The organism is Streptomyces sp. NPDC053431, from assembly GCF_044544925.1.
Lineage (GTDB): Bacteria > Actinomycetota > Actinomycetes > Streptomycetales > Streptomycetaceae > Streptomyces.
Genome location: NZ_JBITXX010000001.1, coordinates 991,763 through 1,004,410 on the forward strand (window position 1 = coordinate 991,763; position 12,648 = coordinate 1,004,410).

The following is a 12,648-nucleotide window of genomic DNA, read 5'->3' on the forward strand; positions in this document are numbered from 1 at the left end:
GTCTTCCGGACGGTGCGTCAGGCGCGGTACGCGGTCCAGGAGTCGTTCATGCGGGTCACCTGGCCCGACGTGAACTGGTACATGCAGGAGTCGTACGTGTAGTCCATGAAGTTGTGGATCGGGTCCACGCCGGCCTTGGAGGCGCAGGAGTCACGGCCGGTCGGGCACTGGTAGGCCGGGCTCTTCTCGGCCGGGGTGTCGGCGACGTAGTCGCCGTTGCCCGTGCAGCCGCCCTGGAAGGTGTGGTAGAGGCCCATCCAGTGGCCGACCTCGTGGGTGGCGGTGTCGCCCTCGTTGTAGTTGGCCGCGGAGCCGCCGGGCAGGGAGGTGTCGAGGATGACGACGCCGTCCATGTTCGGGCTGGACTTGTACGAGGACGGGAAGGTCGCCCAGCCGAGCAGGCCGCCGCCGAGGTTGGCGGTGTAGATGTTCAGCGCGTTGGCGCCGCCCTTGCGCAGGGTGGTCTTCATGTCCTTCTCGGCCTGCGAGCCGGAGGACAGGTTGTACCAGGTGGCGTTGTCCGTGTAGTCGGTCGCGGCCAGCGAGAACTGGAAGCCCGAGTCCACGTTGCCGGTGCCCTGGCCGGCGTACGCGGCGTTGAGGACGGCGATCTGGTTGCTGACGGCCGTGGCGCTGAGCTTGCCGGTCGTGCCGCTGTGGATGACGTGGAAGTACACGGGGATGGTGACCGTGGCGGCGGCACCCGCGGCGGCGGTCGCGCGGCCGGCGGCCCGCGCCTCGGACACTCTCTTCTTCAGGTCCGCGTCCATCGCCAGGGCCTGGGCGGCCGTGACCTCGTTCGGCTCGGCCTTGGTGGCGTTGCCCTTGGCCTTGCGGGCGCCGGAGAGGGCGGAGGCGTCGTCCGCGCACTTCTCGGCGGAGGCCAGGGTGGTGGTGGCGGGGGTGGCCGCCGGGGCGGACAGCGGGGCCAGGGCCAGGGTTCCGGCCATGACGGCGGTGCCGAGAATACGACGCGACATACGCGGTGATATACGGACAAGAGCACGCACGGGTGACTCCTCGCGGGGGGTGGTGGAGAGGTACTTCCTCGCCACTGGCGGGGAGATTACGCGTCCATGTCAGATGTCGTTGAGGATTGATCAAGCCCAATCATTCAGCGGGCAAATCGGTGCATCGGGAAGAAAAACTTGTGCTGATTCCGGAGTTTGAGACGTGGACGTAACAGGAGAGACGCCAAAGGCGGGTGGTGTGTCCGGTTTCGAACTGCCGAACTCGCCACCCGCCGTAGCCGTGTGATCTCCCGTTAACAAAGAAGATCATGGCTGAAAATCGTCGTCCAGATGTCCGATCGGCCGCGTCAGCGCACCGGCTGGTACACCCGCTCGACACGCTGCGTTCCGCTGAGCGTGCGGTACGAGCGCGCCCAGGCCGCCGACGCGTCGGGGTCCGCCCGGTCGGAGACCGTGTAGTAGTCCATCTGCGAACGCTCGGCCGTCACGTCCAGCACGCCGTAGCCGTGGTGGTCCATGTCCACCCACTTCACATGGCGGTTGGCGGCCCTGATCGCACCCGCCGCCACCACCGAGAGGGTGCCCGGTGCCACGTGCAGCATGTCGTCCAGGTTGTCCGAGGTCACCGAGGTCACCACGAACTCCGTCGCGGCCGAGGCGGACACCGGGTACGTCGCCGCCTTCACCGGCACGTCGTTGGCCCAGGCCATGTGGATGTCGCCGGTCAGGAAGACCGTGTTGCGGATGCCCCGGTCCGTCAGGTGCTTCAGCAGCTCCTTGCGGTCGTCCGTGTAGCCGTCCCACTGGTCGACGTTCACGGCGAGGCCGCCCTCCGGCAGGCCCAGCAGCTCGGTCAGCGGTCCGAGCAGATCGGCCGGCAGCGCGCCGAAGGCCACCGGCGAGATCATCACCGACGTGCCGACCAGCTGCCAGGTCGCGTCCGAGGCGGCGAGCCCCGACTTCAGCCAGTCCAGCTGTGCCCGCCCCGTGATGCTGCGCTCCGGGTCGTCCACCTTGCCGCTGCCCACGCCCGCCTGCTGGGAGCGGAAGGAGCGCAGGTCCAGCAGATGCAGGTCGGCCAGGCGGCCGAATCGCAGCCGTCGGTAGACCGTGCCCTCGGTGGACGCGCGCACCGGCATCCACTCGAAGTACGCCTGCTTGGCCGCCGCCACGCGCTCCGCCCAGACGCCCTCGGTGCCCGGCGTGTGGTTCTTGGCCCCGCCCGACCAGGCGTCGTCGGCGAACTCGTGGTCGTCCCAGATGGCGACGACCGGATGGACCGCGTGCAGCGCCTGGAGGTCGGCGTCGGTCTTGTACGTGGCGTGCCGCAGGCGGTAGTCGGCGAGCGCGACGATCTCGTGCGCCGGCTGGTGCTGCCGGACCGTGTACTTCGCCTCCGGGTAGGCGCCGGCCGCGTACTCGTAGACGTAGTCGCCGAGGTGGAGGATCGCGTCCAGGTCCGTACGGGCCGCCAGGTGGCGGTACGCGGAGAAGTAGCCGGCCTCCCAGTTGGCGCAGGAGACCACGCCGAAGCGGACCCCGGGGGCGGTCGAGTCGGCGGCGGGCGCGGTGCGGGTGCGGCCGGCCGGGGAGACGGTGCCGCCCGAGGTGAAGCGGTACCAGTAGGACGTGGCCGGGCGCAGGCCCCGCACGTCCACCTTCACGGTGTGGTCGGAGGCGGCGGAGGCGACGACCGTGCCGCTCGCCACGGTCCGGGTGAAGGAGCGGTCCTCGGCCAGCTCCCAGTCGACCGGGGCTTCGGCGCCCCTGCCGGAGCCGGGCGTGGCGTCGGGCGTGGGGGTGACGCGCGTCCAGAGCAGGACGCCGTCGGGCAGCGGGTCGCCGGAGGCGACGCCGTGGAGGAACGCGGGTGCCCCGGCGTCCGCGAGCGCGGGCGAGGCGATGGCCACCAGGGCCGGCGCGGCGACGGCGGTCACGGCGGCGGCCTTCACGACGGTGCGGCGGCTGGGGGTGGATATCAGATCACGACTGGTCACGGCCCGTCAGATTACCGACTGGTAAGGCGAATCGGCAGAGGAGCGCCCAAAGTTCGCCGACTCTTCGCGGGCCGTTCCGGCCGGCGGCGAGGACCGGGGCGGAACGCGGCCGGGCGACTGCCGGCCGGAGCGTCCTTCGCTCCCCGACCGGGGGCCGGGGAGCGAAGGAGCCGGAGCGGCTCAGCCCTTGAGGACCTTCGCCAGCGCGGTGTTGAACTCGTCCACCGTCAGCGGCGGGTTGTCGTTGCCCTCGGCGGTCAGCGTCTTGCCGTCCATCTTCAGCGTCGGCGTGCCCGTGACCCCGCTCTTGTCGAAGGTCTTCGACATCTTCATCGCCCAGGCGTCGAAGGTGCCGTTCTCGACGTTCTTCCTGAACTCCGCGTTGCCCTTCAGCGCGGGCACCGTGTCCGCGATCTCCAGGAGGTAGGAGTCCTTGGCGAACTTGTCCTGCTTCTCGTCCGGGTGGAACTTCGTCGAGTAGAGCGCCGCCTTGTACTTCAGGAAGGCCTCCGGGCTCACGTCGAGCGCCGCGCCCAGCGCCGACAGCGCGTTCTTCGAGCCCTCGCCCTGGTCGGCGTTGTCGATGAAGGTGGCGCCCACGTACCTGAGCTTGTACTTGCCGTCGGTGACGTCCTTGTCGACCGTGGCGCCCACGTTCTGCTCGAAGTTCGCGCAGACCGGGCAGCGCGAGTCCTCGTAGATCTCCAGGGTCTTCTTCGCCTCGGGCTTGCCGACGACGACGGTGGTGCCGTCCTGGCCCTCGGTGTTCTTCGGGGCGGCCACGGTCTTCGCGTCCGCCGCGGCCTCCCACCGGGAGGGCTTGCCGGCCTGGACGACGGCGTAGCCGACGCCGCCGGCGACCGCGAGGACGGCGACCGCCGTGCCGGCGACGACCAGCTGCCGGCGGGCCTTCTCCTTCTTGGCCTGCCGCTCCCGCTCGATCCGCAGCCGCTCGCGGGCGGCTGCCTTGTTGGCCTGGCTGTTGCGCTTGCTCATGGGTGTGAACTCCGTGACTCAGGAGGAAAGGGGGATACGCGTGCTGCTCAGACGAGGGCGAGCGCGGGCGCGCCGGCCGGAGCCGAGCGCCACGGGCTCGCGCAGCACGGCGGTCCCCGCCGTCCCACGGAGTGCACGAGCAGCCGGGCACGCGACCGGCGCGGCCGGTCGGCACGGTGCCCGGCGCGCCGCGGGAGGGACCCCACCCCGCGGAAGAACGCCGTCACGAGCAGCAGCGGCCGGAACGCGCAGGCGACGGCCGCCCGCAGCAGCCGGGCCAGCGCCCGCTCCCCGCCGCGCAGCCAGGAGGCCGCCGAGAGCCCGACCGCCACATGGGCGGCGAGCAGCAGCCAGGGCACGGCCGGGTCGGGGGACGACAGCAGGGCCGCGGCGGTGCCGCTCCCGGGAGTCGCCACACCCGGCAGCGGGCCGCCGACGGCGCCGCCGCACAGCGCGTCCACCGGGAGGCCCACCGCGCGCAGCGACCCGGCGACCGGACCGCCGGCGGGGCCGTAACAGGCCGCCTGACCGCTGGTGAAGAGCGTGTCGGCGGCCAGTTCCAGCGGGACGAGGAGCCCGGCGATCGGGCCGAAGCCGCGCTCGCGGCCGGCCAGCGCGTACGCCACGGCGAAGACGGCCGCCGCGACCGGGACGACCGTCCCGAGCGGCAGCGGCACGCCCGACAGCAGGACGTGCGAGGCCACGGACAGCGTCACGACCAGTGCCGTGAAGAACGCCGCCCGGAGGGCTCTCAGCTGGGTGCCTGCCATGTCCATCGCCGTGGAAGTCTCCCATGCCCGGCCGTAAGGCGTCCTTAAGGCCGAGCTGTGAGCCCCCGACGGCTTTCCCTACAGGCCCGGGATGCGCCCGTTGCGGAACAGGTCCACGAAGATCTGGTGGTCGGCACGCGCGCGTGCGCCGTACGCGTGCGCGAAGTCCACCAGGAGCTCGGCGAAGCCCGCCTCGTCCGCCGCTATCGCCGCGTCGATGGCGCGCTCGGTGGAGAACGGCACCAGGGAGTGCCCGCTGGAGTCGTCCGCCGCCGCGTGCATGGCCGCCGTCGCCCGGCCGAGGTCGGCGACGGTCGCCGCGATCTCCGCCGGGTCGTCGATGTCCGACCAGTCCAGGTCCACCGCGTACGGCGAGACCTCGGCGACCAGCTGCCCGGCACCGTCGAGCTCCGTCCAGCCGAGCCACGGGTCGGCGTGCGCCTGCAGCGCCCGCTGCGAGATCACGGTCCGGTGGCCCTCGTGCCGGAAGTAGCCCCGCACCGCCGCGTCCGTGACGTGACGCGACACCGCCGGGGTCTGCGCCTGCTTCATGTAGATGACGACGTCGTTCTCCAGGGCGTCGCTGTTGCCCTCCAGGAGGATGTTGTACGAGGGGAGGCCGGCCGAGCCGATGCCGATCCCGCGCCGGCCGACGACGTCCTTCACCCGGTACGAGTCCGGGCGGGCGAGGCTCGACTCCGGCAGCGTCTCCAGGTAGCCGTCGAAGGCGGCGAGCACCTTGTAGCGGGCGGCCGCGTCCAGCTCGATCGCACCGCCGCCGGCGGTGAAGCGGCGCTCGAACTCGCGGATCTCGGTCATCGACTCCAGCAGCCCGAAGCGGGTCAGCGAGCGGGCCTCGCGCAGGGCGTCCAGCAGCGGGCCCTCGGCCGTGTCCAGCGTGAAGGGCGGGATCTCGTCGTTCTTCGCGCCGGTCGCGAGCGCGTGGATCCGCTCCCGGTAGGCGGCCGCGTACACCGTCACGAGCTCGGTGATCTGCTCGTCGCTGAGCGCCTTCGCGTAGCCGATCAGGGCGAGCGAGGCGGCGAGCCGCTTGAGGTCCCAGGTGAAGGGGCCGACGTACGCCTCGTCGAAGTCGTTGACGTTGAAGATCAGCCGGCCGTTGGCGTCCATGTACGTGCCGAAGTTCTCGGCGTGCAGATCGCCGTGGATCCACACCCGGCCGGTCCGCTCGTCCAGGAACGGACCGCCGTGCGCCTCGCGCTCCAGGTCCTTGTAGAAGAGGCAGGCGGTGCCCCGGTAGAAGGCGAAGGCGGAGCCGGCCATCTTGCGGAACTTGACCTTGAAGGCGGCGGGGTCGGCGGCGAGCAGCTCGCCGAAGGCGGTGTCGAAGACGGCGAGGATCTGCTCACCGCGCTCGGCGGCGGTGGGCTGGGGGACCGACATCGAAGGTGCCTCCTGGTGGGCGGTCCGGCACGAAGGGTGGCCGAAAATGGTGCGTGACAAATGGGGACAGGTGTTCCCTGTCTCCCAACGCGTGACCGTACCGCCGAGTGCCCGGCCGGTGTCGGTCGGCCGACGTAGACTTCCACGCTGACCCCCCGGAAATTCGTATGGAGGCATCCCCACCGTGACCAGGCCGCCCTTCACGCACCTCCACGTCCACACCCAGTACTCCCTGCTGGACGGTGCCGCGCGGCTGAAGGACATGTTCAACGCGTGCAACGAGATGGGCATGACCCATATCGCCATGTCCGACCACGGCAACCTGCACGGCGCCTACGACTTCTTCCATTCGGCCAAGAAGGCCGGCGTGACCCCGATCATCGGCATCGAGGCGTACGTGGCGCCCGAGTCCCGCCGCAACAAGCGCAAGATCCAGTGGGGCCAGCCGCACCAGAAGAAGGACGACGTCTCCGGCTCCGGCGGTTACACCCACAAGACCATCTGGGCGGCGAACGCCACCGGCCTGCACAACCTCTTCCGGCTCTCCTCCGACGCCTACGCCGAGGGCTGGCTGCAGAAGTGGCCGCGCATGGACAAGGAGACCATCTCCCAGTGGTCGGAGGGCCTGATCGCCTCCACCGGCTGCCCCTCCGGCGAGCTCCAGACCCGGCTGCGGCTCGGCCAGTTCGACGAGGCCCTGAAGTCCGCCTCCGAGTACCAGGACATCTTCGGCAAGGACCGCTACTTCCTGGAGCTGATGGACCACGGCATCGAGATCGAGCGCCGGGTCCGCGACGGCCTCCTGGAGATCGGCAAGAAGCTCGGCATCCCGCCGCTGGTCACCAACGACTCGCACTACACCTACGCGCACGAGGCCGCCGCCCACGACGCCCTGCTGTGCATCCAGACCGGCAAGAACCTCTCGGACCCCGACCGCTTCAAGTTCGACGGCACCGGCTACTACCTGAAGTCCACGGACGAGATGTACGCCATCGACGCCTCGGACGCCTGGCAGGAGGGCTGCGCCAACACCCTCCTGGTCGCCGAGCAGATCGACACCACCGGCATGTTCGAGGCCAAGAACCTCATGCCGAAGTTCGACATCCCGGAGGGCTACACCGAGGTCAGCTGGTTCCGCGAGGAGACCATGCGGGGCATGCACCGCCGTTTCCCGAACGGCATCCCCGAGGACCGCATGAAGCAGGTCGAGTACGAGATGGACACCATCATCTCGATGGGCTTCCCGGGCTACTTCCTCGTCGTCGCCGACTTCATCATGTGGGCGAAGAAGCAGGGCATCGCCGTGGGTCCCGGCCGAGGCTCCGCGGCCGGCTCGATCGTCGCGTACGCCATGGGCATCACCGACCTCGACCCCATCCCGCACGGCCTGATCTTCGAGCGCTTCCTCAACCCCGAGCGCATCTCGATGCCCGATGTCGACATCGACTTCGACGAGCGCCGGCGCGTCGAGGTGATCCGGTACGTGACCGAGAAGTACGGCGCTGACAAGGTCGCCATGATCGGCACGTACGGCAAGATCAAGGCCAAGAACGCGATCAAGGACTCCGCCCGCGTCCTCGGCTACCCGTACGCGATGGGCGACCGGCTCACCAAGGCCATGCCCGCCGACGTCCTCGGCAAGGGCATCGACCTGGACGGCATCACCAACCCCGCCCACCCGCGCTACAGCGAGGCGGGCGAGATCCGGGCGATGTACGAGAACGAGCCGGATGTGAAGAAGGTCATCGACACCGCCAAGGGCGTCGAGGGCCTGGTCCGGCAGATGGGCGTGCACGCCGCCGGCGTCATCATGTCCAGCGAGCCCATCGTCGACCACGCCCCGATCTGGGTGCGCCACACCGACGGCGTCACCATCACGCAGTGGGACTACCCCCAGTGCGAGTCGCTCGGCCTGCTCAAGATGGACTTCCTGGGCCTGCGCAACCTGACCATCATGGACGACGCCGTCAAGATGGTGAAGGCCAACAAGGGCATCGACCTCGACCTCCTGGCCCTGCCGCTGGACGACCCGAAGACCTTCGAACTGCTCCAGCGCGGCGACACCCTCGGCGTCTTCCAGTTCGACGGCGGCCCCATGCGGTCCCTGCTCCGGCTGATGAAGCCCGACAACTTCGAAGACATCTCCGCCGTGTCCGCGCTCTACCGCCCGGGCCCGATGGGCATGAACTCGCACACGAACTACGCCCTGCGCAAGAACAAGCAGCAGGAGATCACCCCGATCCACCCGGAGCTCGAGGAACCCCTCAAGGAGGTCCTCGACGTCACCTACGGCCTGATCGTCTACCAGGAGCAGGTGCAGAAGGCCGCCCAGATCATCGCCGGGTACTCGCTCGGCGAGGCCGACATCCTCCGCCGCGTCATGGGCAAGAAGAAGCCCGACGAGCTGGCGAAGAACTTCACCATCTTCCAGGCCGGCGCCCAGAAGAACGGCTACAGCGACGAGGCCATCCAGGCCCTCTGGGACGTCCTGGTCCCCTTCGCCGGCTACGCCTTCAACAAGGCGCACTCCGCCGCGTACGGCCTGGTCTCCTACTGGACCGCGTACCTCAAGGCGAACTACCCGGCCGAGTACATGGCGGGACTGCTGACCTCGGTCAAGGACGACAAGGACAAGTCCGCGGTCTACCTCAACGAGTGCCGCCGCATGGGCATCAAGGTGCTCCCGCCGAACGTCAACGAGTCCGAGGCGAACTTCGCCGCCCAGGGCGACGACGTGATCCTCTTCGGCCTCACCGCCGTCCGCAACGTCGGCTCCAACGTCGTCGAGTCGATCATCAAGACCCGCAAGAGCAAGGGGAAGTACAGCTCCTTCCCCGACTTCCTCGACAAGGTCGAGGCCGTGGTCTGCAACAAGCGGACCGTCGAGTCGCTGATCAAGGCCGGCGCCTTCGACACCATGGGCCACACCCGCAAGGGCCTGGTCGCCCAGCACGAGCCCATGATCGACACCGTGGTGGCGGTCAAGCGCAAGGAGGCCGAGGGCCAGTTCGACCTCTTCGGCGGCATGGGCGACGAGGGCGGCGACGAGCCGGGCTTCGGCCTCGACGTCGAGTTCTCCGACGTCGAGTGGGAGAAGTCCTATCTGCTCGCCCAGGAGCGGGAGATGCTCGGCCTCTACGTCTCCGACCACCCGCTCTTCGGTCTGGAGCACGTGCTCTCCGACAAGACCGACGCCGGCATCTCCCAGCTCACCGGCGGTGAGCACGCGGACGGCGCGGTCGTCACCATCGGCGGCATCATCTCCGGCCTCCAGCGGAAGATGACCAAGCAGGGCAACGCCTGGGCCATCGCCACCGTCGAGGACCTGGCCGGCTCCATCGAGTGCATGTTCTTCCCGGCCACCTACCAGCTGGTCTCCACCCAGCTGGTCGAGGACGCGGTCGTCTTCGTCAAGGGCCGGCTCGACAAGCGCGAGGACATCCCGCGGCTCGTCGCCATGGAGCTGATGGTCCCCGACCTGTCCAACGCGGGCACCAACGCCCCGGTCGTCCTCACCATCCCGACGGTCAAGGTGACCCCGCCGATGATCAGCCGGCTCGGCGAGATCCTCCAGCACCACAAGGGCAACACCGAGGTGCGGATCAAGCTCCAGGGCCCCCGCTCGACCACCGTGCTGCGGCTCGACCGGCACCGGGTGCAGCCCGACCCGGCGCTCTTCGGCGACCTGAAGGTGCTGCTCGGACCCTCCTGCCTGGCCGGCTGAGCCGCCACGCACGCGCAAGGGGCGCGCCCGTCGTCACGGGCGCGCCCCTTTGCCGTCGGCTCAGTTGTGGCCGAAACGCTTCTGCCGGCCCTTGCGGGCCATGTCGCCGGGGGTGACGTGGCTCATGCGCTGCTCGGACTGGGCTTCCATCGACGAGCGCTCGGCCTGCTGCTGCCCGCGCTCGGCCTGCGAGGTGCGCGGCTGCTGACTGCGATCCTGCTTGCGGTTCTTGGCCATGGTGATGATGCCTCCTCAAGGGGGTGTGGGGCCAGGGCCGCTGTCAGACTCACACACCCCAAGAAGCGCCGCATTTTGGATCATTACGGACGGTAGGCGTCACCTTCGCGTGAGATCCGCCACGCCGATGATCCAGTTCCGGACGTCAACCCCACCCCGGTCGGGCAGACTCGGAGGAACCCGGAGCACTTCCGATCCCGAGGTTCCCGAAGAGCGACCCGAAAGAGGGTGGAACACGTGGACCGATGCGTCGTCCTGGTGGATGCCGGCTATCTGCTGGGCGCCGCCGCCAGCCTTCTCGCCGGGGAACCGGCCCGCTCGCGGATCACCGTCGACCACGCCGCGCTCATCCAGCAGCTGCGCGAACGCGCCGAGGCCGACACCCAGCAGCCACTGCTGCGGATCTACTGGTTCGACGGCGCACCCGACCGGGTGCCCCAGCCCGAACACCGCCGGCTGCGCGTCATGCCCCGGGTCACCGTCCGGCTCGGCGCCCTGACCCGCAGCGACGGACGCTGGGCCCAGAAGGGCGTCGACGCGGCCATGCACACCGAGCTCACCGAGCTCGCCCGGAACCGCGCCTGCTCCGACATCGTGCTCGTCACCGGCGACGGCGACCTGCTGCCCGGTCTCATGTCCGCCAAGGAACACGGCGTCGCCGTGCACCTCTGGGCCGTCCAGGCCGCCGACGGCGACTACAACCAGTCCGAGGACCTCGTCGCCGAGGCCGACGAACGCCGCGTCCTCGACCGGACCTGGATCACCCGCGCCGTCCGCGCCAAGGACCTCAACGGACTCTGCGCCCCGCCGCCCGCGCCGCGCCCCGAGATCGCCGCCATCCTCTCCGCCCCGCTGCCCGAGTCCGCGCTCGCGGCCTCCGCCGAACGCGCCGCGGCCGCGGCGGCGGCCGCTGCGCACAACAGCGCCACCGCCCCCGCCGCCGTACCGGCCGCCGACCCGTCCGGCCCGGCCGAGGCCGCCGGAGAGCCCGTCCACGGCGGCGGCGTCCCCGCGCCCGCCGGCGGCCGTACCGTCCCCACCCCCAAGGACCTCGCCGGACTGCGCGGCCCCGCCGCCCCGGCCCCCGCCGGGGCCACCCTGCGCTGGTCGTCCGACAAGGGCTGGATCGACCGCCCGCCCGCCGCGCTCGGCGAGCCCGCCGAGACCGCCTCGCTGCCCACCCTCGCCCAGCTCACCAGCGCCGAGCAGCGCTGGGCCGACCGCGAGGAGGACATCACCACCGTCGGCGGCGACCCCTACGAGGTCGGCCAGGTCTTCGCCCGCCGCTGGCTCGACCGGCTGCCCGAGGCCGGCCACGTCCCCAAGCTCGCCACCATGTACCCGCGCATCCCGCACCGCATCGACGGCGAACTCCTCCGCTACGCGGCCCGCTTCGGCCTGCTCGCCCACAAGGACGACCAGATCGACGAGCACGACCGCTACGCGATCCGGGCCGGCTTCTGGCGCGAGATCGACGTCCACGCCGCCGCGCAACACGCCCCCGCGCCCGAGGAGGCCCGCGGGACCCCGTAGGCTCATCCCTCGTGAGTACGGTGTGCGTGGTGCGGGATCTGGTCAAGACGTACCCCGCCACACGCGGCAGACGCGGAGCGCCCGCGACCCCCGAGGTGCGGGCCACCGACGGGATCAGCCTCGATGTGCGCGGCGGCGAGATCTTCGGCCTGCTCGGGCCCAACGGCGCCGGCAAGTCCACCCTCGTCCGCCAGCTCACCGGACTCATGCGCCCCGACTCCGGCACCGTCCGGATGCTCGGCCACGACCTGGTGCGCCACCCCGAGCGCGCCGCCCGTCTCCTCGCCTACCTCGGCCAGGAGTCCACCGCCCTCGACGAGCTGACCGTGGCACTCGCCGCCGAGACCACCGGCCGGCTGCGCGGCCTCGGCATCCGGGAGGCCCGCGCCGCGCGCGACGCCGTCCTCGACGAACTCGGCCTCGGCGAGATCGCGGGCCGGCCCCTGAAGAAGCTCTCCGGCGGACAGCGCCGGCTCGCCTGTGTCGCCGCCGCCCTCGTCGGCGAGCGGCCCGTGCTCGTCCTCGACGAGCCCACCACCGGCATGGACCCCGTCGCCCGCCGCGCCGTCTGGGCGGCCGTCGACCGCCGGCGCGCCGAGCGCGGCACCACCGTGCTGCTCGTCACCCACAACGTCATCGAGGCCGAGACCGTGCTCGACCGGGTCGCCGTCATCGACCGCGGCCGGGTCATCGCCTGCGACACCCCCGCCGGACTCAAGGAACGGGTCGCGGGGGAGGTGCGGGTCGAGCTCGTCTGGCGCGAGCGGGCCCCGCTGGAGGTCCCCGAGGTGGCCGCGCTGCGCACCTCCGCCCAGGAGGCGGGCCGCCGCTGGGTGCTCCGGCTCGCCCCGGACGAGGCCCGGGCGGCCGTCGCCGCGGTGACCGGCGGGGCCGCCTTCGCCGCCTTGGACGACTTCACCCTGGCGACGCCCAGCCTGGAGGACGTCTACCTGGCGCTCGGCGGCGAGACGCGGGGGCTGGTGAAGGCATGACGTACCGGGAGCCGTGCGACGTGA

9 protein-coding genes are annotated in these 12,648 nt (G+C 70.7%); 3 read left to right on the forward strand and 6 right to left on the reverse strand.

Features of this window, described 5'->3' with window-relative positions; all coding sequences use genetic code 11:
- Window positions 1-17: 17 nt before the first annotated feature.
- The 5 genes from ACIGXE_RS04385 to ACIGXE_RS04405 all read right to left on the reverse strand — a co-directional run bounded on the left by ACIGXE_RS04385 (window position 18) and on the right by ACIGXE_RS04405 (window position 6,138).
- Window positions 18-980 carry a zinc metalloprotease gene (locus ACIGXE_RS04385; protein WP_399742807.1) on the reverse strand — a complete coding sequence of 321 codons (963 nt, stop codon included), beginning with the start codon at window positions 978-980 and terminating at the stop codon, window positions 18-20.
- A 338-nt stretch (window positions 981-1,318) separates the two neighbouring features.
- Window positions 1,319-2,968, reverse strand: a complete 1,650-nt coding sequence (locus ACIGXE_RS04390) for an alkaline phosphatase D family protein (protein WP_399742810.1) — start codon at window positions 2,966-2,968, stop codon at window positions 1,319-1,321.
- Window positions 2,969-3,148: 180 nt separating this feature from the next.
- The gene (locus ACIGXE_RS04395) at window positions 3,149-3,964 is read right to left on the reverse strand and encodes a DsbA family protein (RefSeq protein WP_399742813.1); all 816 of its coding nucleotides are present in this window, start codon (window positions 3,962-3,964) and stop codon (window positions 3,149-3,151) included.
- A gap of 47 nt (window positions 3,965-4,011) precedes the next feature.
- Entirely contained in the window at window positions 4,012-4,740 is a 729-nt protein-coding gene (locus tag ACIGXE_RS04400) for a hypothetical protein (protein WP_399742816.1), read from the reverse strand.
- Window positions 4,741-4,812: 72 nt separating this feature from the next.
- On the reverse strand, window positions 4,813-6,138 hold the full coding sequence (locus ACIGXE_RS04405; protein ID WP_399742818.1) for a DUF2252 domain-containing protein: 1,326 nt from the start codon (window positions 6,136-6,138) through the stop codon (window positions 4,813-4,815).
- A gap of 184 nt (window positions 6,139-6,322) precedes the next feature.
- Between ACIGXE_RS04405 and dnaE the strand changes: the two genes are divergently transcribed.
- A complete protein-coding gene (gene dnaE / locus ACIGXE_RS04410) occupies window positions 6,323-9,862 on the forward strand; it encodes a DNA polymerase III subunit alpha (protein ID WP_399742821.1) in 3,540 nt (1,179 codons plus the stop codon).
- A 60-nt stretch (window positions 9,863-9,922) separates the two neighbouring features.
- Here dnaE and ACIGXE_RS04415 read toward each other — a convergent pair whose 3' ends face one another.
- Entirely contained in the window at window positions 9,923-10,099 is a 177-nt protein-coding gene (locus tag ACIGXE_RS04415) for a hypothetical protein (RefSeq protein WP_399742824.1), read from the reverse strand.
- 228 nt (window positions 10,100-10,327) lie between these two features.
- On the opposite strand from ACIGXE_RS04415, the gene ACIGXE_RS04420 reads away from it, so the two are divergent.
- Window positions 10,328-11,632 carry an NYN domain-containing protein gene (locus ACIGXE_RS04420; RefSeq protein ID WP_399742826.1) on the forward strand — a complete coding sequence of 435 codons (1,305 nt, stop codon included), beginning with the start codon at window positions 10,328-10,330 and terminating at the stop codon, window positions 11,630-11,632.
- 20 nt (window positions 11,633-11,652) lie between these two features.
- On the forward strand, window positions 11,653-12,624 hold the full coding sequence (locus ACIGXE_RS04425; protein ID WP_399743763.1) for an ABC transporter ATP-binding protein: 972 nt from the start codon (window positions 11,653-11,655) through the stop codon (window positions 12,622-12,624).
- The last annotated feature ends 24 nt before the right edge of the window (window positions 12,625-12,648 follow it).